This window comes from Rhodoferax lacus (assembly GCF_003415675.1).
Lineage (GTDB): Bacteria > Pseudomonadota > Gammaproteobacteria > Burkholderiales > Burkholderiaceae_C > Allorhodoferax > Allorhodoferax lacus.
Genome location: NZ_QFZK01000002.1, coordinates 384,328 through 406,920, shown reverse-complemented (window position 1 = coordinate 406,920; position 22,593 = coordinate 384,328). Strand labels below are relative to the sequence as shown.

Annotated in this window: 21 protein-coding genes and 1 riboswitch; of the genes, 9 read left to right on the top strand and 12 right to left on the bottom strand. The window is 63.9% G+C overall.

Annotation, left to right across the window (positions count from 1 at the left end; translation table 11 throughout):
- Positions 1–8 precede the first annotated feature (8 nt).
- Genes DIC66_RS05545 through msrA form a run of 4 tightly spaced genes read right to left on the bottom strand, consistent with a single transcriptional unit; the run spans position 9 to position 3,042 of the window.
- On the bottom strand, positions 9–524 hold the full coding sequence (locus DIC66_RS05545; RefSeq protein ID WP_117174848.1) for a DUF3299 domain-containing protein: 516 nt from the start codon (positions 522–524) through the stop codon (positions 9–11).
- A 5-nt stretch (positions 525–529) separates the two neighbouring features.
- Positions 530–1,768, bottom strand: a complete 1,239-nt coding sequence (locus tag DIC66_RS05540) for an ABC transporter permease (protein WP_117174846.1) — start codon at positions 1,766–1,768, stop codon at positions 530–532.
- Entirely contained in the window at positions 1,765–2,448 is a 684-nt protein-coding gene (locus DIC66_RS05535; protein WP_117174844.1) for an ABC transporter ATP-binding protein, read from the bottom strand. The genes DIC66_RS05540 and DIC66_RS05535 overlap by 4 nt, the downstream gene beginning before the upstream one ends.
- A gap of 51 nt (positions 2,449–2,499) precedes the next feature.
- A complete protein-coding gene (msrA, locus tag DIC66_RS05530; RefSeq protein WP_117174842.1) occupies positions 2,500–3,042 on the bottom strand; it encodes a peptide-methionine (S)-S-oxide reductase MsrA in 543 nt (180 codons plus the stop codon).
- A gap of 129 nt (positions 3,043–3,171) precedes the next feature.
- Here msrA and DIC66_RS05525 point away from each other — a divergent pair, with 129 nt between their 5' ends.
- From DIC66_RS05525 to DIC66_RS05490, 8 genes are read left to right on the top strand one after another with little or no spacing between them, the layout of a single operon-like run.
- Complete coding sequence (locus tag DIC66_RS05525) at positions 3,172–3,438, top strand: type II toxin-antitoxin system Phd/YefM family antitoxin (protein WP_117174840.1); 267 nt, start codon at positions 3,172–3,174, stop codon at positions 3,436–3,438.
- The gene (locus tag DIC66_RS05520; protein WP_117174838.1) at positions 3,435–3,761 is read left to right on the top strand and encodes a type II toxin-antitoxin system RelE/ParE family toxin; all 327 of its coding nucleotides are present in this window, start codon (positions 3,435–3,437) and stop codon (positions 3,759–3,761) included. Before DIC66_RS05525 ends, DIC66_RS05520 begins: the two co-directional genes overlap by 4 nt.
- 33 nt (positions 3,762–3,794) lie before the next feature.
- The gene (locus tag DIC66_RS05515; protein ID WP_117174836.1) at positions 3,795–4,517 is read left to right on the top strand and encodes a TetR/AcrR family transcriptional regulator; all 723 of its coding nucleotides are present in this window, start codon (positions 3,795–3,797) and stop codon (positions 4,515–4,517) included.
- Positions 4,514–5,656 carry an efflux RND transporter periplasmic adaptor subunit gene (locus tag DIC66_RS05510; RefSeq protein WP_117174834.1) on the top strand — a complete coding sequence of 381 codons (1,143 nt, stop codon included), beginning with the start codon at positions 4,514–4,516 and terminating at the stop codon, positions 5,654–5,656. Before DIC66_RS05515 ends, DIC66_RS05510 begins: the two co-directional genes overlap by 4 nt.
- Positions 5,656–8,847: an efflux RND transporter permease subunit gene (locus DIC66_RS05505; RefSeq protein WP_117174832.1), complete on the top strand. Its 3,192-nt coding sequence runs from the start codon at positions 5,656–5,658 to the stop codon at positions 8,845–8,847. Before DIC66_RS05510 ends, DIC66_RS05505 begins: the two co-directional genes overlap by 1 nt.
- Positions 8,848–8,890: 43 nt before the next feature.
- On the top strand, positions 8,891–9,553 hold the full coding sequence (locus DIC66_RS05500; protein ID WP_117174830.1) for a protein-L-isoaspartate O-methyltransferase family protein: 663 nt from the start codon (positions 8,891–8,893) through the stop codon (positions 9,551–9,553).
- A 21-nt stretch (positions 9,554–9,574) separates the two neighbouring features.
- A complete protein-coding gene (locus DIC66_RS05495; RefSeq protein ID WP_117174828.1) occupies positions 9,575–9,916 on the top strand; it encodes a rhodanese-like domain-containing protein in 342 nt (113 codons plus the stop codon).
- A 45-nt stretch (positions 9,917–9,961) separates the two neighbouring features.
- Positions 9,962–11,305 carry a TolC family outer membrane protein gene (locus tag DIC66_RS05490; RefSeq protein ID WP_117174826.1) on the top strand — a complete coding sequence of 448 codons (1,344 nt, stop codon included), beginning with the start codon at positions 9,962–9,964 and terminating at the stop codon, positions 11,303–11,305.
- Between the two features lie 46 nt (positions 11,306–11,351).
- Here DIC66_RS05490 and DIC66_RS05485 read toward each other — a convergent pair whose 3' ends face one another.
- The 8 genes from DIC66_RS05485 to waaC form a co-directional block, all read right to left on the bottom strand.
- Complete coding sequence (locus tag DIC66_RS05485; protein ID WP_199534671.1) at positions 11,352–11,528, bottom strand: hypothetical protein; 177 nt, start codon at positions 11,526–11,528, stop codon at positions 11,352–11,354.
- Positions 11,504–12,100 carry an IMPACT family protein gene (locus DIC66_RS05480; RefSeq protein ID WP_117174824.1) on the bottom strand — a complete coding sequence of 199 codons (597 nt, stop codon included), beginning with the start codon at positions 12,098–12,100 and terminating at the stop codon, positions 11,504–11,506. The genes DIC66_RS05485 and DIC66_RS05480 overlap by 25 nt, the downstream gene beginning before the upstream one ends.
- Positions 12,101–12,464: 364 nt before the next feature.
- Positions 12,465–14,429: a methyl-accepting chemotaxis protein gene (locus DIC66_RS05475; protein ID WP_117174822.1), complete on the bottom strand. Its 1,965-nt coding sequence runs from the start codon at positions 14,427–14,429 to the stop codon at positions 12,465–12,467.
- A gap of 627 nt (positions 14,430–15,056) precedes the next feature.
- The gene (locus DIC66_RS05470; RefSeq protein ID WP_117174820.1) at positions 15,057–15,479 is read right to left on the bottom strand and encodes a PH domain-containing protein; all 423 of its coding nucleotides are present in this window, start codon (positions 15,477–15,479) and stop codon (positions 15,057–15,059) included.
- A gap of 63 nt (positions 15,480–15,542) precedes the next feature.
- Positions 15,543–16,829 carry a D-amino acid dehydrogenase gene (locus tag DIC66_RS05465; RefSeq protein ID WP_117174818.1) on the bottom strand — a complete coding sequence of 429 codons (1,287 nt, stop codon included), beginning with the start codon at positions 16,827–16,829 and terminating at the stop codon, positions 15,543–15,545.
- 201 nt (positions 16,830–17,030) lie between these two features.
- Positions 17,031–17,124, bottom strand: a riboswitch (glycine riboswitch).
- 31 nt (positions 17,125–17,155) lie between these two features.
- A complete protein-coding gene (locus DIC66_RS05460; RefSeq protein WP_117175115.1) occupies positions 17,156–18,451 on the bottom strand; it encodes a 3-deoxy-D-manno-octulosonic acid transferase in 1,296 nt (431 codons plus the stop codon).
- Positions 18,452–18,486: 35 nt separating this feature from the next.
- On the bottom strand, positions 18,487–19,869 hold the full coding sequence (locus DIC66_RS05455) for a phosphomannomutase/phosphoglucomutase (RefSeq protein ID WP_117174817.1): 1,383 nt from the start codon (positions 19,867–19,869) through the stop codon (positions 18,487–18,489).
- Between the two features lie 85 nt (positions 19,870–19,954).
- Positions 19,955–20,926: a lipopolysaccharide heptosyltransferase I gene (waaC, locus tag DIC66_RS05450; protein WP_117174815.1), complete on the bottom strand. Its 972-nt coding sequence runs from the start codon at positions 20,924–20,926 to the stop codon at positions 19,955–19,957.
- Between the two features lie 98 nt (positions 20,927–21,024).
- Between waaC and DIC66_RS05445 the strand changes: the two genes are divergently transcribed.
- Positions 21,025–22,593, top strand: a complete 1,569-nt coding sequence (locus tag DIC66_RS05445) for a DNA-3-methyladenine glycosylase 2 family protein (RefSeq protein ID WP_117174813.1) — start codon at positions 21,025–21,027, stop codon at positions 22,591–22,593.

Below are 22,593 nucleotides of genomic sequence, written 5' to 3'. Positions count from 1 at the left end.
ACGGCGGCTTATTTGACCGCCACCGCCTCGGTCATGCGGTAGAACAGGCCATAGGGGTCGTCCTTGAGCACGGCGAACTGGCCTTCCACCACCACCGCCTCCATGGAGTACTTCACAGGGGTCCGGCTCTTGACCTCGACCATGCTCTCGGGACCACCGGGCACACAGAACGAGCAGGTCAGCGGCACCGAGCTGAGCAAAAAGTGGGTCTGCTTCTCGCCCGGCTCCAGCGGCATCATGAAGCCCTGCACGCGCTGGCTCTTCTGGTTCAGTGACTGGATGCTGGTGGAAAACACGGGCAGCACACGGTTCTTTTCCACCTTGGTTTTGACGCTGGTCAGCACCGACCAGGGCAGCACGTCGGCACGGTCCTGCAAGGGTGCAAACGGGCTGTTGGGGTTGTGCACACCGGCACCCACGCCCATGGGCACACCGGCCAAAGGGGCTGCCGCTTGCGCCAGGGCATTGCCACCACTGGCCAACAGGCACAGCACGATGCAAGCGATTGATAAAGATTTTTTCATGGGGTTCACCGTGATTGAAGCAGTTCCAGAACGCTGACGCGGTAGGCGCCCCAGGCGGGCAGCAAGGCCGCGCCCAAAGATACCACCACAGCCATGGCAGGCACCAGCCACAGCGCTGCGGGCCACACCATGCCACCTATCAGCAAGGAGTGGTCCAGTTGCAGGGCCCAGGCCAGCATGGCAGCAAAGGCCTGACCCAAAGCCAGACCGGCAACAGCGGACAGCAGGCCCAGCCACAGGGCCTCGCACAGCAGCAGGGCTGCCACCTTGGAAGGTGGCGCGCCCAACATGCGCAAGAGTGCCAGATCGCCCCGGCGCTCGCGCACCGCGCTCCACAGCGCAATAAAGACACTCAGGGCTGCAGTCAGAAGCAGCACACCGGCAAAGGCGCGCAGCACCTCGGTGCCCAGACCCAGCATGTTCAAGAGGCGGCTGATTTCCACGGCCGGTGCTGCCGCCTGCATCTCGGTCTGGCTGTTGACGTAGCGCGGAAAGCTCATGGCCGCCAGCGGCGTCTTGTAGCTGATCAGGGCCAGGGTGATTTCACGCGCGTCATCGGCCACGGGCTGGTCCTCGGCGTCGCCATCGTCACCTTTGTCGTGGTCATCGTGCGCGGCATGGACAGCATGGTCTGCGTGCACCGTCCACACCGATGCGGTGTCGGTCAGGATCAGGCGGTCCAGCACGCTGCCGCTGGGCGCCAGAATGCCGACCACGGTATACAGGCTGTCGCCGTGCGCATGGCCACCCGCACCCAGCCCGTGGGCACCGGCAAAGGTGTTGCCCATGGCGAGCCCAAGCGTCTTCGCAGCCGTGGCACCCACCACGACCTGCAGCGGTGCATCCCACAAGCGCCCTTGGGCCAGGGTGGCGCCGTAGTGCGAGATGTAGGTATGCGAGGTGCCCACAATGCGAAAGCCCTGCAGGTTGTCGCCCAGGCTGATGGGAATGACGCTGGCCACCAGCGGGTTCTGTGCCAGTGCCTGCACCGCCTTGAGCGGCACATTGCCCGGCGGCACATCCAGGTGCAGCACGCCCGAGAGAATCAGCTGCATCGGGCTGCCCTTGGCGCCCACCACCACATCGATACCGGCCAGGTCACGATCAAAAGCCCGGCTGACCTGGTAGCCCACCAGCAGCAAAAACGTGATGGAAGCCAGGCCCAGGCTGAGCAGGAGGACGTTGAGCGCCGCACCCAAGGGGCGCGACCACAAATAGCGCCAGGCGAAGGACAGCGTCTTCATGTTGTGGCCCCCAGTTTGGCGGGGCGGCTCAGGCGCAGTTCTTCGAACGCAGTGGGCGCAGAGCCACCCTCTTGCAGCAGGCGGGACACGCGTGCATCGTGGGTGGCAATCACCAGCGTGGCCTGCTGCTGGCGGGCTGCCTGCAGCAACAGGTTCACCGCGTCAGATGCCGCTTCATCGTCCAGACTGGCGGTGGGTTCATCCGCCAGGATCACGCGCGGCTGCAGCAGCACGGCGCGGGCCAGAGCCACGCGCTGGGCCTGGCCACCGGACAGTTGTGCGGGTTTGCGCCCCGCCAGCTCGGCCACGCCCAAAGCTTGCAAGGCACTGTGGATGCGGACCGGGTCTTCGGCCTGCCCGCTGGCCCATTGCGCCATGGCCAGGTTCTGCTGCACCGACAAGGCCGCACTCAGGTGCAGCTTTTGCGGCAGAAAGCCAATGGTGCGGGCGCGCCAGGCATCGGAAGCGACTTTTTGCAGCTTCTGCAGCGGCTGCTCAGCCACGGTGAGCGTGCCCGAGGTGGGCGCCACCAGGGCCGCCACCAAGGCCAGCCAGGTGGACTTGCCGCAGCCCGAGGGACCACTGAGCAAGAGCACCGAGCCCTGCGCCAGGTCCACATCGGGAAACTCCAGCCGCGGACCGCCGGTGTATTGGTAGGTGAGTGCGGTGCTTCGAATCATGGCGCGCAGCTTAACCGCCGCGTGTGAAGCGCCTGTGAAATGGCAGGTGCGCTATTGCTTCTGCAGCCGCGCAAAGGTCTTGCGGAACTTCGCCACCTTGGGTGCAGCCACGGCCATGCAATAGCCCTGGTTGGGGTTGCGCGCAAAAAAATCCTGGTGGTAGTCCTCGGCCGCAGCGTAGTCCTTCAGTGGCAGCACCTCGGTCACCACCGGGCTGCTGTAGTGGCCACTGGTGGACAGCTCAGCCAGTACGTCTTTGGCCACCTGTTCCTGCTCGGGGGTGGTGAAGTAAATGCCGCTGCGGTATTGCGTGCCAGTGTCATTGCCCTGGCGATTCAGGGTGGTCGGGTCATGGATGACGAAGAAGATTTCCAACAGCTCACGGGTGCTGACCTGGGCCGGGTCAAACACCAGCTTGACCACTTCACAGTAGCCAGACTGGCCGGTGCACACCATCTCGTAATTGGGGTTGGGCAGTTTTCCGTTGCAGTAGCCGGACTCCACATCCTCCACGCCGCGCACCTGCACATATACCGACTCGGTGCACCAGAAGCAGCCGCCACCCAGAACCAGGGTTTGCAATGTGTCCGTCATACGTCTTCATCCTGTTCATCTATGTTGCATTTGATCTTACGCCGCAGGCTTTGACCTTGTGGGTGGTCGGCACACTGCAAAGACTGAATTTGGACTATATTTGGCCAACACCAACCACAGGAGTTCCGCATGTCCCTGGCCGCACAGATCAAGCCCATCTCTTTTCTCAAGTCCAACGCTGCCGACATCGTCAAGAACTTTGCCACCAACCCGGAAGCCATCATCATCACGCAGAACGGTGAGGCCAAGATGGTTGTGATGGACATTGGGGCCTACGAACAGCAGCAGGAAACCATGGCACTGCTCAAGTTGCTGAGCCTTGGCAAGAAGGCGTTTGAGGAGGGAAAGTTCCAGTCCTCGCAGGACTTCTTTGATGCCATGGATGCGGAAGAATGAGCCGCCAAGCCGTCATTCTCGATGCGGCGCAGGCCGACTTCCGGGAGATCCGGCGGCATGTCAGAACGCAGTTCGGCGATAGGGTTTGGTCAGAGGTCAAGAGGGAGTTCAAGGACACCATCAGCCGTATCGCCCTCAATCCCCTGCTGGGCACCCGTTTGGAGGAACTCGGCGACCTCGGGTTCGATCAATACCGCCAGATCCTGGTACGGCAAACCCGGCTGGTCTATGCATTCGACAGCCAATACCTGATCGTCCACCTGTTCATCCACACCAGGCGCGACTTCAAAACCCATCTGGAACAGCGGCTGCTGGCACCTTAGGCTAAACTAATAACCCATCAGTCAGTAATTGCAATGACCAGTCCCTGCCCCATTCGCCAGATCGTCAGCACGGTGCGCGCCAAGCGCGAGCGCCGCAAGGAGGCGCGTCCGGGCGAACTGCTGGATGCCGCACTGGACCTGTTTCTCGAAAAAGGCTTTGCAGCCACCCGCGTGGAAGAGGTAGCGCAGCGCGCCGGTGTGTCCAAGGGCACGCTGTTTTTGTACTTCAGCAGCAAGGAAGAACTCTTCAAGGCGGTGGTGCGCGAGAACATCAGCGGCCGCTTTACCGAGTGGGCCGAAGAGCTCAAGACCTACGAGGGCAGCAGCGAAGACCTGCTGCGCTACTGCATGACCAGCTGGTGGGAGCGCGTGGGCAATACCAAGGCCTCGGGCATCCCCAAACTGATGATGAGTGAGGCGGGCAACTTCCCGGAGCTGGTGGCATTCTTCCAGCAGGAGGTGGTGCAGCCGGGCAATGCCTTGATAGTGCGCATTCTGGAGCGCGGCGTGGAGCGTGGCGAGTTCCGTGCCGTGGACCCGGTGTACGGCGTCTACAGCGTGCTGGCGCCCATGACGTTTCTCATGATGTGGAAGCATGGCCGCGGCAGCTGTGGCGATGCGCGCATCGCGCTCGACCCGCATCAATACATTGCGTCTCAGGTCAAGACCATTCTGCACGGCCTGAGCATCACACCTGCCGCAAGCGCCTCCCCCCCGTCCAGCGAACCCCGCGAACCCAAGAAGAAGCCCCGATGAAACTCCCTGTGAAATGGATCGTGCTGGGCCTGATGGGCGTGCTGCTGGCAGCCGGTGTGGTGCGCACCCTGGCGTCACGCTCAGCCGCCAAGGAGGCCCTGCAAGCCCAATTGGCAACGCAAAAACTGCAGGCCACGATGGAGCTCTCAGCCAGCGATGTGGTCCGTGTGCAGCGCACCGAACTCAGCCAGGTGCTGGCGATATCCGGTGCCCTGAAGGCAGTGAATTCGGCGATCGTCAAAGCCCGCGCGGCCGGTGAGATACAGGGCCTGAACGCACGCGAAGGCGACTTTGTGCGCGCCGGACAAGTGCTTGGCCGCATCGACACCACGGAGTACCAGGCCCGCGTGCGCCAGGCCCAGCAGCAGGCCGAGGCGGCACGGGCGCAGGTCAATATTGCCCAGCGCAGCCTGGACAACAACCAGTCGCTGGTGAACCAGGGCTTCATTTCAAAGACTGCGCTGGACACCTCGCTGAGCAATCTGGCTGGCGCCCAGGCCACCTTCAAAGCGGCCCAGGCTGGCGCGGACCTGGCGCTCAAGTCGCTGGATGACACGGTGCTGCGCGCACCGGTGGACGGGCAGATCGCCCAGCGCCTGGTGCAAAACGGCGAGCGCGTGGCCCTTGATGCCAAGGTGTTGGAGATCGTGGACCTGCGTGCGCTCGAACTGGAAGCCGCCCTGAGCGCCGCCGACTCGGTGCGCGTGAAGGCCGGGCAAACCGCGACCCTGACGATTGAAGGGCTGAGCCAGCCAGTGAGCGCCCGCGTGGCCCGCATCAACCCCAGCACGGTTGCGGGCAGCCGCTCGGTGCTGGTGTACCTGTCGGTGGAGGCCACACCCGGCCTGCGCCAGGGCCTCTTTGCCCAGGGGACTTTGGCCATTGGCCGGGTCACTGCACTGGCCCTGCCGCTGGAGACCGTGCGCACCGACAAGCCGCAGCCCTATGTGCAGACCCTGGTGGACGGCCATGTGGCACACCAAGGCGTCACCCTGGGCGCCAGCGGTGAGCGCCAGGGCGTGGCCATGGTGGAAGTGCAAGGCGCAAGCGATGGAGCCGAGGTGCTGCTGGGCACCGTGGGCGCGTTGCGCGAAGGCACGCAGGTAACACGCACACAAGCTGCGGCGGGCAAGCCCTGATGTGGTTCACCCGCGTCAGTCTCAAAAACCCGGTGTTTGCCACCATGGTCATGCTGGCCCTGGTGGTGCTGGGCCTGTTTTCGCTGCAGCGCCTGCAGGTGGACCAGTTCCCCAGTATCGACTTTCCGGTAGTGGTGGTGACTGCCGACTACCCCGGCGCCTCGCCCGAAGTGGTGGAGAGCGAGGTCTCCAAGAAGATTGAAGAAGGCGTCAACTCGATTGCCGGCATCAAGGCCCTGACCTCGCGCAGCTACGAGGGCCAGGCGGTGGTCATCCTGGAGTTCGACCTGTCGGTAGACGGACGCAAGGCCGCCGATGACGTGCGCGAGAAAGTGGCCGCCATCAAGCCGCTGTTGCGTGCCGAGGTGAAGGAGCCACGCGTGCTGCGCTTTGACCCCGCAGCCCGCGCCATCTGGTCGGTGGCCGTGCTGGCAGACGCCACCACTGCCAAGGGCAAAGTGCCCGATGCGGTGGAGCTCAGCAACTGGGCCACGCAGACGCTGCAAAAACGCCTGGAGAATGTGCGCGGTGTCGGCTCGGTGACCACCGTGGGTGGCACGCGGCGCGAGATCAATATCTACCTCAACCCGCAGGCCCTGGAGTCGCTGGGCGTGACACCCGAACAGGTCGTGTCTGCTGTAACCAGCGAGAACCAGGAGGTGCCCGTGGGCACCATCCAGAATGCCCGGCAGGAGCGCGTGATCCAGATTGAGGCGCGCATGAAGCGGCCCGAGGATTTCGGCAAGATCATCGTGACGCGCAAGAACGGCGTGGCGGTGCGCGTGGACCAGTTGGCCCGCATTGCCGACGGCGCGCAGGAAGTGGACAGCCTGGCGCTGTACAACGGAGAGCGCACCCTGCTGCTCAATGTGCAGAAGTCGCAGGACGAGAACACCATCGCCGTGGTGGACGGCCTGCAAAAAGCACTGGCCGAGTTGCAAAAGCAGCTGCCCCCGGGCGTGCGGCTGGAGCCCATTACCGACGGCTCGCGCGCCATCCGCGTCTCGGTGGACAACGTGCGTCGTACCCTGTTTGAAGGCGCGGCACTCACCGTGCTGATCGTGTTCCTGTTCCTGAACTCCTGGCGCTCCACGGTGATCACCGGCCTGACCCTGCCCATCGCGCTGATTGGCACCTTCTTCTTCATGAACATGCTGGGCTTCACCATCAACATGATCACGCTGATGGCGCTGAGTCTGTGCGTGGGTCTGCTGATTGACGACGCCATCGTGGTGCGCGAGAACATCGTGCGCCACGTGGCCATGGGCAAGAACGCCTTCAACGCCTCGCTGGACGGCACGCAGGAAATTGGCCTGGCGGTGCTGGCCACCACACTGTCCATCGTGGCCGTGTTCATGCCGATTGGTTTCATGGGCGGCATCATCGGCAAGTTCTTCCACGAGTTCGGCCTGACCATCGTGGCCGCGGTGATGATCTCCATGTTTGTGAGCTTCACGCTCGACCCCATGCTCTCGAGCATCTGGCACGACCCCAGCATTGCCGAACACGGCAAAGCCGGCGCGCCCCGCAACCTGTACGACAAGACCATTGGCCGCGTGACCGGCTGGTTTGACCAGGCCACCGAGCAACTGGCCCACACCTACCAGGGCATTCTGCGCTGGGCCCTGCTGCACAGGTTGGCCACTGTGGGCCTGGCCGTGGTGGTGTTTGCCACCAGCCTCTTCATGCTGCCACTCTTGGGAACCGAGTTTGTGCCCAAGGCCGACTTCTCGGAAATGTCGGTCAACTTCTACACGCCGGTGGGCTCCTCGCTGGAGGCCACCGAGGCCAAGACCCTGCAGGCCGAGGCCATCATCCGCAGCTTCCCCGAGGTGCGCTACACCCTGTCCACCATCAACACCGGCACGGCGCAGGGCAAGATGTACGCCAGCGTCTACGTGCGCCTGGTGGACCGCAAGGCGCGCAGCCGCAGCGTGGACCAGATGGCCGTGGTGCTGCGCCAGCGCTTGGGCCAAGTGGCGGGCCTCACCGTCACCCACGCCGGCCTGCTGGACGCGATTGGCGGGAACAAGCCGGTGACCTTTTCCATCCTGGGCAGCGACACCGCCGAGCTCGAGCGCCTGACCCTGCTGGCCATGGACAAGATCCGCGCAACCCCCGGCCTGGTGGACCTGGACTCCAGCGTCAAACCCAACAAACCCACCCTGGATGTGCAGGTGAGGCGTGACGCGGCCTCCGACCTGGGCCTGAATGTGGGCCAGATTGGCAACACCCTGCGCACCCTGGTGGCGGGCCGCACCGTGGGCAACTGGCGCGCCCCCGACGACCAGACCTATGACGTCAATGTGCGCCTGGCGCCCGATGCCCGCAACAGCGCGCAGGACCTGGAGCTGCTGCCCTTTACCGTGACCAACGCCGATGGCAGCACACGCCTGGTGCGCCTGAACCAGTTGGCCAGCGTGGTGCCCTCCACCGGCCCCAACCAGATCAACCGGCGCGAGCTCACGCGCGAGGTGTCGATTACCGCCAACGTATCGGGCCGTGCCGCCGGTGAAGTCTCGGCCGACATCAAGGCCGCCATGGACACCATCGCCATGCCGCCGGGCTACCGCTACCAGTTCAGCGGCTCCACCAAGGACATGGCCGAGTCCTTTGCCTATGCCGTCTCGGCCCTGGCCATGGCGGTGATCTTCATCTACATGATTCTGGCCAGCCAGTTCAAAAGCTTTTTGCAGCCCCTGGCCCTGATGACCGCCCTGCCGCTGACGCTGATTGGCGTGGTGCTGGCGCTGCTGATGTTCAACTCCACGCTGTCAATGTTCTCGGTGATTGGTGTGGTCATGCTCATGGGCCTGGTGACCAAGAATGCCATCCTGCTGGTGGACTTTGCCATCCGCGCCCGGGAAGACCATGTTAATGAGGCCGGAGAGACGGTCCCCGGCATGGAGCGTAGTGCGGCCCTGCTGATGGCCGCACGCGTGCGGCTGCGCCCCATCCTGATGACCACCCTGGCCATGATCTTCGGCATGGTGCCGCTGGCCTTTGCGCTGTCCGAGGGTTCTGAGCAGCGCGCCCCCATGGGGCAGGCGGTGATTGGCGGCGTCATCACCTCCAGCCTGCTCACGCTGGTGGTGGTGCCCGTGGTGTATTGCTACATGGATGATCTTGCGCAATGGCTGCGCCGCCGTTTCAGCGGTACAAAGCAGGGTGCCGGTGCGTCTGTCACCTAAAATTGCTTACAATCCTTCAACATACCCCCTAGGAGTATTTTCAATGCCTACCCTTGACGTCCAAAAAGCCCGCTTCAACATGATCGAGCAGCAGATCCGCCCCTGGAACGTGCTGGACGCTGGTGTGCTGCACCTGCTGGCCTCGGTGCGCCGCGACGAATTTGTGCCCGAAGCCTTCAAAGCCCTGGCCTATGCCGACATGGAAATTCCCCTGCCCGCCGGTCAGTGCATGCTGGCCCCGCGTCTGGAAGCGCGTCTGCTGCAGGACCTGGCCATCAAGAAAACCGACAAGGTGCTGGAGATCGGCACCGGCTCGGGCTTTCTGACCGCGCTGCTGGCCCATCAGGCCGCGAGCGTTCTGTCGCTGGAACTGTCGCCCGAGCTGGTGGCCTTTGCCAAAGGCAATCTGCAAAAGGCCGGCATCAGCAACGCCGAAGTGCGCCAGGGTGATGGCGCAGAGGGTGCCGCCGCGCAGGGCCCGTTCGATGTGATCGTGCTGGGCGGCTCGGTGGCCGAGGTGCCGCACAAGCTGCTGGAGCAGCTCAAGGTGGGCGGCCGTCTGGGCGCCGTGGTGGGCGAAGAGCCGGTGATGTGCGCCACCTTTGTGACCCGCACCAGCGCCACCAACTACCACACCGTGCAACCCTGGGATTGCGATGCGCCGCGTTTGCAAAACTTTGCCGAGAAGTCGCACTTCACGTTCTGAACCCGACGAGGATTACCCCCTGTGATTACACAATTTCGCCCTAGTGAGTTGAGCGCCTGGCTGCAGCAGGTGGGCCCGGACAGCGCACCGGTGGTGCTGGACGTGCGCGAGCCCTCCGAGCTGCAGATTGCCAGCGTGAAGGCCGAGGGCTTCACCCTGCTGACCATCCCCATGGGCACGGTGCCCTTGCGCCTGTCCGAGCTGGACCCGCAGCGCCCCATAGCCTGCCTGTGCCACCACGGCGGGCGCAGCATGCAGGTGGCGCAGTTCCTGGCCAGCCGCGGCTATGAGAACGTGGCCAACATTGCCGGCGGCATCCATGCCTGGGCCGCCGAAGTGGACCCCACACTGGCCACCTACTGACCCCACCCGACACACAGCCGATTTCCGTCTACACGAAAGCTTTTCATGAACCGCACCCGAACCGCCAAGCCCCGCCCCTCTTGCCTGCCTTTGCTGGTTGCCCTGGGCGCAGGCTTTGCGAGTGCGGCACAGGCGCAAAGTCTGGTGGAGTTGTACAACGCGGCCAAGGATTTTGATGCCACGTACCAGTCCGCCAAAGCGCAGGCGCTGGCCACGGTAGCCAAGGGCGACCAAAGCAAGGCCGGCATTCTGCCCACGGTCAACCTGGGTGCAGGCGCCAGCCAGACCAACCAAGACAGCTCGCTGTCGACGCTCAGCGGGCGCAGCTTCAACACGCAGTCGGCCACCCTCTCTGCCTCGCAACCCCTGTACCGGCCCGGCAACTGGGCCACCTATGCGCAGGGCAAAAAGAGCAGCGAGATTGCGCAGGCCCAACTGGTGGCCGCCGACCAGGACCTGATCGTGCGTATCAGCCAGGCGTACTTTGATGTGCTGGCCGCTACCGACACACTGACCTTTTTGCGCAGCCAAAAAGATGCCGTGGCCGAACAGCTGGCCTCGGCCAAGCGCAATTTTGAAGTCGGCACCTCCACCATCGTGGACACCCGCGACGCCCAGGCCCGTTTTGATTTGACCGTGGCCCAGGAACTGGCCGCCGACAACGATTTGCGCGTGAAGTCCCTCACCCTGGACCAGCTGGTGGGCAAAAGCGGCACCGCTCCGAAGCCCCTGCGTGCCCCGGTTGTGCTGGGCGAAGTGCAGCCGGCCGATGTGAACCAGTGGGTGCAGCAGTCCGAGGCCAACAACCCCGCCATCCAGCAGGCCGGCATTGCGCTGGAAGTAGCCAAGCTGGAAACCGAAAAAGCCCAGGACGGCCACAAGCCCACCCTGGACCTGACCGGCAGCTACAGCGCCGCCAACAACAATGGCAGCTCCACCACCAACGGTAGCTACACCACCAACGTGGCCAGCGTGGGCCTGAGCTTCAACCTGCCGCTGTTTGCCGGCTACGCCATCCAGAACCGCGTGAAGGAAACCCTGGCCCTGGAAGACAAGGCCCGCAGTGACCTGGACGCCGCCAAACGCACCGTGGCGCAAGCCACACGCACGGCCTTTTTTGGCGTGCAGTCCGGCCTGTCGCAGGTGAAGGCCTACGAGGCCGCCGAGGTCTCCAGCCAGAGCGCCCTGGACGCCAACAAGCTGGGCTACCAGGTGGGTGTGAAGATCAACATTGACGTGCTCAATTCGCAAAGCCAGCTCTACAGCACCAAGGCCACACTGGCCAAGGCGCGCTATGACGTGCTGATGGGTGGCCTCAAGCTGCGCCAGGCCAGTGGCTTGCTCAAGGACGAAGACCTGCAGCCCATCAACGCGCAACTGGCGCAGTAGGAACGGGGCCGCCAAATGCAGGCACCATCCTGAGAATGGTCTGGCCTCAGACCACCTCTGGCAAGCCGGTCTTCAAGGACCGTGTGATAGCAAAGCCGATGCGTATGGCCTCCAACGGATCGGACAGAGTGAGCGTCAGCTCTCTCGCGCCCCGGCAGGCGGCGGCAAAGGCCGCCTCGAAGCGTTCGTAAAAATGCTTCAGGACCCGTTGAAGTCCAGCCACACAATCCGGCCTTGGCCCACTTCATTCAAATGGGCCACCAGGGCATCGGCAGCAGCCACATCCATGCTGAACGTCATCGCCACCGCAGCACCGTGCTCGACACCAAGCAGGGCACCGCCTGCCGCTTCAAGCACTCTGCGCAACAGCCCCTCCATCGCATAGGGCACGGCACACTGCAGTGTTCGGACCTTGACGATGGGCGTCTTGGCTGCGCCCTTGAGTGCCTGCGCCACACAGTCGGTGTAAGCCCGCACCAGGCCGCCCGCCCCCAACTGGATACCGCCGTAGTAGCGAACCACGGTGGCGAGTACGCCGTCCAGATCCTGGTGGCGAAGCACCTCCAGCATCGGCTTTCCTGCCGTGCCACTGGGCTCACCGTCATCAACCGCAGCAGAATGCCCTCCGGCCATCAACGCCCAACAGACGTGGGCGGCAGCTGGATGCTGTTTTTTGAGGCTGGCAACCATGGCCTGTGCACTGGCCCGGTCAGGCACCGGTTGGACACAGCCGATAAAGCGGCTTTTCTTGATGAGGAGTTCGCTTGTCGCAGCGGAAGCAATGCTGTGTGCCATGGGCCCCAAGGGTAAATCAGTCCCGTAGCTTCCACCGGGGTGGGTCACAGGATGCAATGGCTGGTGGGTCAAGCAGGAAATGGGACTGACCCATGAGACCGGTATGTCGCTTATGCGGCGTCAGGAGTCATTGGGATTTTCGCTCGGATTGAGTCTGAAGGGCTGGGAGCGGCCGCTCCCGACAGTCGGCTATCCGGAGCTACCGATCAACCCTTCTGAGCAGACGCTCAGGGTCTTCGGCATCGTGCCCTATGCGAACGATCAGTTATCAAACCAGGTTCACTATGACCGCCGCGGTGGAAGCCCTGCAAGCCTATGAAGCGGCGCAACAACTGGCTGCTCTTGAAAACAGTGTCTGAGCCTGCTACAAGCGAAAAACGCTCACCACATTCACCAACTCTTCGGCCTGCGACTTGAGGCTGCTGGCCGCTGCGGCCATTTGCTCCACCAGCGCAGCGTTTTGCTGGGTCGCCTGATCCATTTGTTTAACAGCCTCACCGACCTGGGCCACCCCAGAGCTTTGCTCACTGCTGGCAGCGCTGATCTCCCCCATGATGTCTGTAACCCGGCGAATGCTGGCCACGACCTCCGCCATTGTTTCACCGGCCTTGTCCACGAGTGACGTCCCTTGCTCCACACGTTCGACGCTGGCACTGATCAAGGATTTGATTTCTTTGGCCGCCTCTGCCGAGCGGCCTGCCAGGGATCTCACTTCGCTGGCCACCACCGCAAAACCCCGGCCCTGCTCACCCGCACGCGCTGCCTCGACTGCGGCGTTCAGGGCCAAAATATTGGTTTGAAAAGCAATGCCGTCAATCACACTGATGATGTCTGCAATCTTGCGCGAGGAATCATTGATGCCCTTCATAGTCTGCACAACCTGACCCACAATATGTCCACCTTGCACCGCAACTGAAGACGCATTCATCGCCAACTGGTTGGCCTGACTGGCATTCTGGGCATTTTGTTGAACGGTGGCATTCAGCTCTTCCATGCTCGCCGCCGTTTGTTGCAAGGCACTGGCCTGCTGCTCGGTGCGGGCACTGAGGTCATTGTTGCCCAGGGCGATTTCCGAGCTGGCGGTGGCCACGCCATCCGCACTGCTCCGCACCTGGCCCAAAACACCACGAATCTTTCCAATAAACTGGTTAAAACCCGAGCCAATGGCCGAAAGCTCGTCATTGCCATTGACTTCCAGCCGGGTGCTCAAATTCGCGTCACCACTGGACAGGTTGGTCATGGCAAAACTGAGCGCACGCAGGGGTCGCATCAAACGAAACACAACTGTCACCAGAATTGCAGCCGTTGCCAGTGCGCACAGGATGGCCGCAACCAATGCGTAAACAATGAGTTGGCGCGAGGACGCAGTGGCAACGCTATGGGGAAAGCTCATGCGCACGCTCCAAGGCAGCGTGTCTTTGTGGATGACCAAGGGCTGCAACAGGTGAACCACTTCATTCGTGTCGAGGTACTCGTAGGCTTTACCTTGTTTGATGGCGTCCAGGCCCGCCGCCGGAATGTCGTCTGCCTTCTTGTTGATGAACTGGGCCTCCGGGTGGCTTGCGTATAAACCAGCATTGGAGATCAGGGCCAGATGCGCACCATCAACCGCCTTCAGTTCCGACAAAATCGTTCGTAATTGGTTCAGCGAAAAGTCAGCGCTGGCGACCCCCATAAACTTTCCGCCAACCATAATCGGAGCGACCAACGAAGCCATCAAAACATCTTTGCCCTCAATGGGGTAGATATAGGGTTCCGTAAACAGGACTTTGCCCGTCCGTTTGGGAATGTCATACCAGTCATTCGCACCAGGGGCCGGGTCAAACACGATGGGGTCCACATTCAAGCTGCCATCTGTTTTACGGGTCCAATAGGGCATGTACCGACCCGTAGCGTCGTACTCGGGCTTTTTGCCGGCAAACTCTTCGTCTTTGCCATCCAGAGCGTTAGCCTCCCAGGTCACGGCAGCGCCAATAAAGTCCATGGAACTGGCCAGGACAGATTTGGACAACTCACCGATCTGCGCCCTCTGCAATGGAATGTTGGCTGTCTTGGTGCTGACCATGGCCCCTGCCAACGCACTCACACTTGAGAGATTGGTACCAATACGGGCTTGCAAGGCGCCTGCGGCCTCGCGCGCGGAGGTGCGGGCCAGTTGCATGGTCGCCTCTTCCGCTGTGACGCTGCTCTTTAACCCGATGACGGTAGCCGTGATGCCCAGGCTTATGACTACCAATGCGGTTGCCGCGACACAAATCTTTGCGTTGAGAGACAGACCCCTCAGCTTCGTCTCGGGTGGTGTGAAATCGTAGGGCAATGCAAGCGACATGTTGGACGAAACCGTATGTTATTTCAGGTCGCCCATCTGCGCCGGAAAGCGTCAGTGAGCGATGTACTATATCGAGATATAAGCCGCCAGCTTTAACTGAATTACGCCAAAGTGCACTTGCGCACCATGCGTTGGATGCTCGCACTGACTCAGAGGCTCCGGGTGCTCACTTTGACGAACTGGTAGACACATTGTTGACGGTCGGTCTCAGGTTGCCAACAGCCGCTAGAGAGCGGTCAGATCGGTCATCCGCGGCAGTGCATGTCCGTGGCGACAGGTTGCCACCCGCAGTACTTCAGATGTCGGGGGTGGAAGCGCCGATCTGAAGCATTTCTGTCAGACCTCGCGGCGAAGGTGGACGCACTTAAGGCTGCCACATACGGATACCCGCTTCCGGTCGGGTCCCGTCTTATTGCAGTCCACCTGTCGATTGTGACCCCAGGACTTGATCGGCAATATGGCCCTCAGCCCTATGACTCCTTACGAGAAGTCCCGAGCAGATTGGCTGTGGCTGCAATGGAGCGACAACCAGCCTTGAGCGACAGCAAGGACAATCCAATCCGGTGACTGCAGATGGTCCGAAGCGATTGCAGAATCGGGCCAAGTGGAGCCGTCATCTGCGACTATTCAGGCAGCACTTTTAGCGCTGTCTTGCGCCTCGATGAATGCCTTGCGGAACGCCATGGGTTCGGCAATGCCCGTCATCGGTGCGTGGGACGCACCGGTACCTGCAACGATGAGCGTGCCGAAATTGAAGATCCGACCCAGCGCGCTCTGTTCCACTTGGACACTCTCGACCTTGCTGAGATTCATCTCGATGGTCTGCCGGCTGATGAAGCCGCGTTTGACGATGACGCGCCTGGTCGTGACGCCCAGCTCGAAAGATCTGTACCGGACGAAGGCGATGGCCAGCAGGATGAGCCCGGCCCCGAAGAGCGGGATCAACACAACGCCTGCAACCAACAAGTGCCAGAGTGACCACAGGCTGATGTGGCCCACATGTACCAGTTTTTCGTCCTTGACCAGGGCGCCTTCAATATAGCTCGACATCGCATTACCTCGGTGGTTGACTTCGAGTGTAGCGAGTCAGCGCGAAGGAAGGCGCACCGCTTCTCACTGTTGAGGTATTCGGCTTGGGATTGCTCGCACCTGCGGCTTGACCGCGCTGGTAATGACGCTGGGCCGGTAGGCATCCTGCACCACCTGGCCGATCAGGTCGGCCGTCACCGCGCACAGCGTCCAGCCCAGGTGGCCGTGGCCGGTGTTGTAGAACACATTGGCGTGGCGACCGGGACCCACGCGCGGCATCATGGTGGGCAGCATGGGGCGCAGGCCGGCCCATGGCACCACCTGGCGTGTGTTGATGCCGGGGAAGCATTGGTTCACCCATTCAATGAGCGGGCGGATGCGGTCGGCGCGTATGTCTTTGTTGTAGCCATTGAACTCGGCCGTGCCGGCTACGCGGAAGCGGTCGGCGCCCAGCCGGCTGGTGACCAGCTTGGTCTCGTCATCGAGCAGGCTGACCGTGGGGGCACAGGTCTGGCTGTGCGCGTCCAGCAGATTGACGGTGATGGAGTAGCCCTTGACCGGGTAGATGTTGACGCGGTCACCCAGCTGCGCGGCAAAGCTGCGGCTCTCCACACCGGCGCAGACCACCACGCTGTCGAAGTGGTGCACGGTTTGCTGGCCGCCTTCCTGCACGGTGACGCGGGCTTCCTTGCCGTCGCTGTGCAGGGCCACCACATCCTGCTCATAGCGGCACTGCACGCCCAGGCGCTCGGCGGCTGCGGCCATGCCGCTGGTGAACTTGTGGATGTCGCCGGTGGAGTCGCTCTCGGTGAAATAGCCACCGTAGTAGGTACCCGCCAGTGTGGGCTCGATGGCCTTCATCTCGGCGGGTGTGACGGCGCGGCGCGGCAGGCCGCCCTGGGCCAGCAGCTCGGAGACTTTGCCCGCGTGCTCAAAACCCTTTTTGTCGCGGTAAATGTGCAGGATGCCCTCTTTCTTGAGGTCAAAGTCCACGCCTTCGGCCTGGGCCCAGGCAAACAGGTGTTCGCGCGCGGCCACCGCCAGACGGGTGGTCTCCACGGTGTTGCGGCGGTAGTGCGGGATGTTGCCCATGAACTCCGCAAACCACGACAGCTTGTGCCAGCTGGGCTTGGGGTTGACCAGGAGCGGCGCATCGCTCTTGAGCATCCACTTCAGGCCCTTGACGATGGTGGACCAGTGGTTCCAGACCTCGGCGTTGGAGGCCGAGAGCTGGCCGCCGTTGGCAAAGGACGTTTCCATGGCCGCGTAGCGGTGCTTCTCGAACAGGGTGACGGCAAAGCCGCGCTGGGCCAGGGCGTAGGCGGTGGTGACGCCGGTGATGCCGCCACCGATCACGGCAACAGATTTCACGGAAGTAGATTGGGCAGGGGTCGTGTGCATGGTTCTCAGGTTTTCCAAAACAGTCAAAGGGGATGGGTAGGGCTGCGCACCATGCGCGGCCTACGCCCCCTCTGTTTGGTACCTGAGAGATTCACCGCCTGGCATGGCTGCCGGGCGGCTTGCTCCTGCGGTGTGCCGGTGCGACTAGCTCCGGCAACTCTTCAGAGTGCTTTGCGGTGATCGGTCCTTTTGCCTGAGAGTTTCCGGGGCGGTTGCTCCTTCGGCGCTGTGCGGCTGGGCCCACAGTCTCTCCCGATCACCAAGCGGTGGATTCTATCCTGCCCAAGCTGGCGCCCTCAAGCCCGCAAAGAATTCATCGCCTGCAGTGCATCCACTTTCTGCAACGCATCCAGCGTGCGCTGCGTGGCACCCTGGTGCGCCACGCTCCACTGCAATGCCGCCTGGCGGGTGTGGGCCAGGGCTGCGGCATCGGCCAGGAGCTTGCTGGATTGGCGCAGGGCATCGGGCAGGTCCGCGCAGCGCAGGGCCGCACCGGCAGCCTCTGCCATCTCGGCGGCTTGCGCAAAATTGAAGGTGTGCGGGCCCATCAGCACGGGGCTGGCGCAGGCGGCGGCCTCGATCAGGTTCTGCCCGCCCAGGGGCGCGAAGCTGCCACCCAGCAGGGCCGCATCGGCCAGGCCGTAGTAGAGCGCCATTTCGCCCAGGGAATCGCCCAGCCAGACCTCGGCGCTCTGCGGTGCGTCCGTCCATGCGGAGCGGCGCGAGACGCTGAAACCTGCGGCGTCGAACAGCGCCGCTACGGCCTCGAAGCGCTGGGGGTGGCGCGGCACGATGAGCCACTGCACACCGGGCATGGGGGTGGCCCGCAGGGCATCGATGAGCATCTGCTCCTCACCTTCGCGGGAGCTGGTGAACATCAGCACGGGACGCGTGCTGCTCGCGCGCCAGGCGCGACCCTGGGCCAGCAGCGCGGCATCGGGCGTGGCGTCGAACTTCAGATTGCCGGTAACAGCCTGCACGGTGGCACCCAGGGCACGCAGGCGCGTGGCATCGGCTTCAGTTTGTGCCAGCACGGTGTGCAGGCCGGCGTAGGCCGGGCGCGACAGCCAGCGCAGCCGCAGGGCCTGGCGCATGGAGGCCTCACTCATGCGGGCATTGACCAGGCACAGCGGCACGCCCGCGCGGGCACAGGCGGCCACCATATTGGGCCAGACTTCGGTCTCCATCAGCAGGCCCAAGCGGGGCTTGAAGTGTGCCAGAAAACGCTGCACGGCAGCGGGCGTGTCCCAGGGTTGCCAGACCTGCACATCACCCGCCTGCAGCAGCGCTGTGCCCTGCTCCCAGCCCGTGGCCGTGCCGTGGGTGAGCAAGAGGCGCATGCCGGGATGGCGCTCGCGCAGGGCGGCTATCAGCACGGCGGCGGCGCGTGTCTCGCCCAGCGAGACGGCATGCAGCCAGACCAGCGCCGGGCTGGCGCCCGCTGGCTCAGGGGGAAGGCTATATTGGCCAAAGCGCTGCTCCACCGCCTGGGCATAGCGCGGCTCCTGCCGCGCACGCTGCGCCAGCTTGCGGCGCAGCAGCGGCTGCGCCAGCCACAGGGCCAGGGAGTACAGGCCGCGTATCACCGGCATGGCAAAGCCCCCGGGCACGATGGCGCGGCCCAGACTCAATGCGCGGGTTCCTCAAACTGCGCGTCGGGCTTGACCGAGCGCAGCAGCGCCAGCATGGCGCTCTGGATGCGCTCCAGCGCCTCAGGCGTGTGGCCCTCAAAGCGCAGCACCAGCACCGGTGTGGTGTTGGAGGCGCGCACCAGGCCAAAGCCGTCCGGCCAGTCCACGCGCAGGCCGTCAATGGTGTTGACCACAGCGGGTGCAGCAAAGTCGACCTTGGCCACCAGCTGGTCCACCAGGCCGTGGGCCTGGCCTTCCGCGCAGGGCACGTTGAGCTCGGGTGTGGAGAAGCTGGTGGGCAGGCCGTTGAGCATGGCGCCCACGTCGGCTGCAGCACTCACGATTTCCAGCAGGCGGCAACCGGCATAGGTGCCGTCATCGAAACCGAACCAGCGTTCCTTGAAGAAGATGTGGCCGCTCATCTCGCCGCCCAGGGGCGAGTCGATCTCGCGCATCTTGGCCTTGATCAGCGAGTGGCCGGTTTTGAACATCAGCGCTTTGCCGCCAGCCGCTTCAATTTCGGGGGCCAGGCGCTGCGAGCACTTCACGTCAAAGATGATGGTGCCACCGGGCACGCGTGAGAGCACGTCGCGGGCGAACAGCATCATCTGGCGGTCCGGGTAAATGTTGCTGCCGTCTTTGGTGACGATGCCAAGCCGGTCGCCGTCGCCATCAAAGGCCAGGCCGAGTTCGGCATCACTCTCTTTGAGGGCGGCGATCAGGTCGCGCAGGTTCTCGGGCTTGCTGGGGTCCGGGTGGTGGTTGGGGAAGTTGCCGTCCACCTCGCTGAACAGCTCGGTCACCTCGCAGCCAATGGCGCGCAGGATGGCCGGGGCCGAGGCACCGGCCACGCCGTTGCCGGAGTCCACCACAATCTTCATGGGGCGCTTGAGCTGGATGTCGCCCACGATGCGCGCGGTATAGGCCGGCAGCACATCGGCCAAGGTGCTGGCACCACCGCTTTGCAGTGTCCAGCTCTCGGCTTCCATCATGCGGCGCAGGGCCAGGATGTCTTCGCCGTAAATGGCACGGCCCCCCATGACCATCTTGAAGCCGTTGTAGTCGCGCGGGTTGTGGCTGCCGGTGACCTGGATGCCGCTGGCGCACAGGGTATTGGCCGCAAAGTACAGCATGGGCGTGGTGACCATGCCCACATCGATCACCTGCACACCGGCCTCCATCAGGCCGCGTATCAGCGCGGCTGCCAAACCGGGGCCGCTCAGGCGGCCATCACGGCCCACGGCCACGGTGGTCTGGCCCTGTGCCATGGCGACGCTGCCAAAGGCGCGGCCCAGGCCGAGCGCAATGTCTTCATTGAGGGTGGTGGGCGTGATGCCCCGGATGTCGTAGGCCTTGAAAATACCCGCGTTGAGCTGCATGCGTTTCCCTTGTCGATATGCCCTGAGAGCGATTGTTGGTTGCGCTTGGCATTGTAGGTGGTGGGTTGCTGCGCTTCGGGCTGCCTCAGGCGCCTGCGGCCTGGCGCACGGCCAGCCAGGCCAGCCACACTGTGTCCACATCGGGCGCCTGCTCGCCCCCCACCGCCACCTGGTGCGTGCAGCCCACAGGCCCGGCCCGCCAGGCGCGCGGCTGGCTGAAAATCTGCACATGGGGCAAGCCCAAGGCCACGGCCATATGGCTCAGGCCCGAGTCCACACCAATCACGCCACTGGATTGCGCCATGCGGTCCATCACCTCGGGCAGGCCCATGCCCGGCCACACATCAGCCCAGCCGTCCAGTGCCTGGGCGATGCGGGTCACGCGCGCCAGCTCGGTGGCATTGCTCTGGGGCAGTGCGCTGCGCAGGCCCTGCGCGGCCAGACGTTGGCCCAGTGCCACCCAGTCGGCCTCGGGCCATTCGTTGTCGGCGCGTGTGGTGCCATGGGCCAGCACCACGCTGGCCTGCGGCGGCGCGCTGGGGCGCTCAATGGGGTAATGCGCCACGCCCTGCGGCGTGTAGCCCAGGGCCAGCCCGGCCAGCAGGCGGTAGCGGGCCACAGCGTGGATGCGCGTGGGCATGGGCAGGGCGCGCTGCAGCAGCAGGCGCACCGGCCACTCATAGCCACAGGCCTCGCTGCGGTTGCCATAGGTGGCACTGAAGCCGCCGGGCGCCAGGCGTGCCCCGCGGGCCAGCCAGGCCGACTTGATCAGCCCCTGGAAATCAATCACCACGTCATAGGCCTGTTGCTGCAGTTGTGCCTTGAAGGCGTGGCGCTCCTGGCGGGTGGTGGCGCTCCAGCGTGACTTGCGCCAGCGCCGCTGTGCCACCGGCAGCACACGCCGCAAGCCATGCACGCGCGCCAGCAGAGGTGCGAAGGCTTCCTCCACCACCCAGTCGATATGGGCGTCGGGAAACTGCTGCAGCAAATCATGCACGACCGGAATGGTCTGAATCACGTCCCCCAGCGAGGACAGTTTGACGATCAATATGTTCATGTGGTCCGTAAGACACCGGCTTGGGGCCAGGTAAGGCAGCACAGGCACATGTCCGGAAACGGCCAGTTTGTTGGCCCCCTCCTGCGTATCATGCAGCCATGTCCGCAACCGCAGTATGCCTTGATTCCGACGCCTGCTACCGGGCGCTCCTGGCCCACGACACGCGTTTTGACGGCCAGTTTTTTACTGGCGTGACCAGCACCGGCATCTACTGCCGCCCCGTCTGCCGGGTGCGCACGCCCAAGCCGCAAAACTGCCAGTTCTATGCGCTGGCAGCGCAGGCCGAAGCAGCAGGTTTTCGGCCCTGCCTGCGTTGCCGCCCGGAGCTAGCCCCGGCCGCGACGGTGGCCTGGTCCACCCAGGATGCCTCGGCCCTGTTGGCGCAGCAGGCCACCGGTTTGCTGGATGCGCTGGCACGCGACAGGGATGTGGACAGTGCGGGCCTGAGCGGCATGGCCGGTGTGGCCGCCCGGCTGGGTGTGAGCGAGCGCCACCTGCGCCGCATCTTCGAGGCGCAATGGGGCATCTCGCCCCTGCAGTACCTGCAGACCCGCCGCCTGCTATGCGCAAAGCATTTGCTGACGGACACACCATTGCCCATCAGCCAAGTAGCGGCCTTGAGCGGCTTTGCCAGCCTGCGCCGTTTCAACGCCGCCTTTGTGGCGCACTACCGGCTGCAGCCGCGCGGCCTGCGCCAGGGTGCGGCAGAAGAAGCGCCGGCGCGCAGCAAAAGGCCAGGTGCCAGCGTGCAAGGCCTGGTGCTCAAGGCCAGCTACCGCCCGCCCTATGACGTGGCCGCCCTGCTGGCCTTTTTGCAGCAGCGCGCCATACCCGGCGTAGAGGCGGTGGATATGGCGGCGCACAGCTACCAGCGCAGCCTGGCCCTGGACCACCAGGGCCAGCGTCTCACGGGCTGGGTGCAGGCCTGCTTTGTGGCCGGCACCCACGGTGTGGAATTCCGGATCAGCGAAAGCCTGCTGCCGGCCCTGCCGCGGCTGATGGCCGACCTGCGCCAACTGCTGGACCTCGATGCCGACCCCACTGCCATAGCCCTCAGTCTGGGTGCGCGCTTTGCCGGGCTGGAAGGCCTGCGCGTGCCGGGCACGCTTGACGGTCTGGAGCTGGCGGTGCGCGGCATCCTGGGCCAGCAGATCACGGTGGCTGCCGCACGCACCCTGGCCGCGCGGCTGGTGCAGGCGCTGGGGCAGCCCTTGCCCGCCCAGATGGCCACGCCCTTCCCCGCGCTCACCCATACATTTCCCTCGGCTGCCGTGTTGGCCGAGGCTTCTGGCGAGACGCTGGGAAGCCTGGGCATCGTGCGCCAGCGCCAGGCCGCCATCCAGGCACTGGCGCGCGCCGTGGCCTGTGGCTCCATCCACCTGCGCCCCGGTGCTGATGTGGCGCAGACCATGGCAGCCCTGCAGGCCCTGCCCGGCATTGGCCCCTGGACGGCCAGCTACATTGCCATGCGCGCCCTGCGCTGGCCCGATGCCTTTCCCGCAGGCGACGTAGCCCTGCATACCGCACTGGGCCTGCGCCAGCACAAGACGCCCGCAGTGCAAGCCGAGCGCCTGTCACAGGCCTGGCGGCCCTGGCGCAGCTACGCCGTGGTGCGGGCCTGGCATTCCCTGTCTCTATCCAAACCCACTCCCCTGCCAGGTGCCTGA